The following is an 899-nucleotide window of genomic DNA, read 5'->3' on the forward strand; positions in this document are numbered from 1 at the left end:
GATCTGTCCATCGTTGCCGACAAGCGCGAAAGCAATGAGGCGCATTTCCTCAAAGGTGGCCGCACGGGCGGTGAAGCTCCGACCTTTACGAGTATGCATGGGCTGATCCTTTTGATCTTTGCGGCCAGCTTTGGCGTGATGATCTGGGGTGTCGCGGCAGGAGGCTGGTGGATGGCCGAGATGTCCGGCCTGTTCATTGTGTCCTCGATAGTCGTGGGATTGATCGCACGGATCGGGGAAGAGGAATTCACCTCGACCTTCGTTGACGGTGCCCGGGATTTGCTGGGCGTTGCGCTGGTGATCGGGATCGCACGCGGGATCGTAGTGGTCATGGACGCAGGAAGCATCACAGATACCATTTTGTATTGGGCCGAAGGTGCCGTGGATGGTTTGGGCAAAGTGGCCTTTATCAATGCGATGTTCGCCTTGCAGGGGCTGTTGTCCTTCCTCGTCCCGTCATCTTCGGGCTTGGCGGTTCTGACGATGCCGATCATGGCGCCGCTAGCAGACTTTTCCGGCGTAGAACGGTCTTTGGTCGTGACGGCCTATCAGTCAGCCAGCGGTTTGGTGAACCTGATTAACCCCACCTTTGCGGTGGTCATGGGCGGGCTTGCCCTGGGGCGTGTGCCCTATGAACGCTGGCTCAGTTTCATGTGGCCGCTTTTACTGATCCTGATCGTCATCATCATGGCCGGGCTCAGCCTTTCCGCGTTGGCATGAGGTCGCATTATGCCCACCGACACCCGATCTAAACCCAAAGGAACCCTTGGGTTCTGGATGTGCACCGCGCTGGTGGTGGGCAATATGATCGGGTCCGGTATTTTCCTGCTGCCATCTTCTCTGGCCGCGTTCGGGCCAATCTCGATGGCGGGATGGGTTCTGACTGCAGGAGGCGCGAT

1 pseudogene is annotated in these 899 nt (G+C 58.2%); it reads left to right on the forward strand.

The annotated features are described in order from the left end of the window. Positions 1–720, forward strand: a pseudogene (locus AC2FJF_RS24350) (YfcC family protein); the annotation flags it as partial. Positions 721–899: the final 179 nt, after the last annotated feature.

The organism is Ruegeria sp. CDSB013, assembly GCF_059611165.1.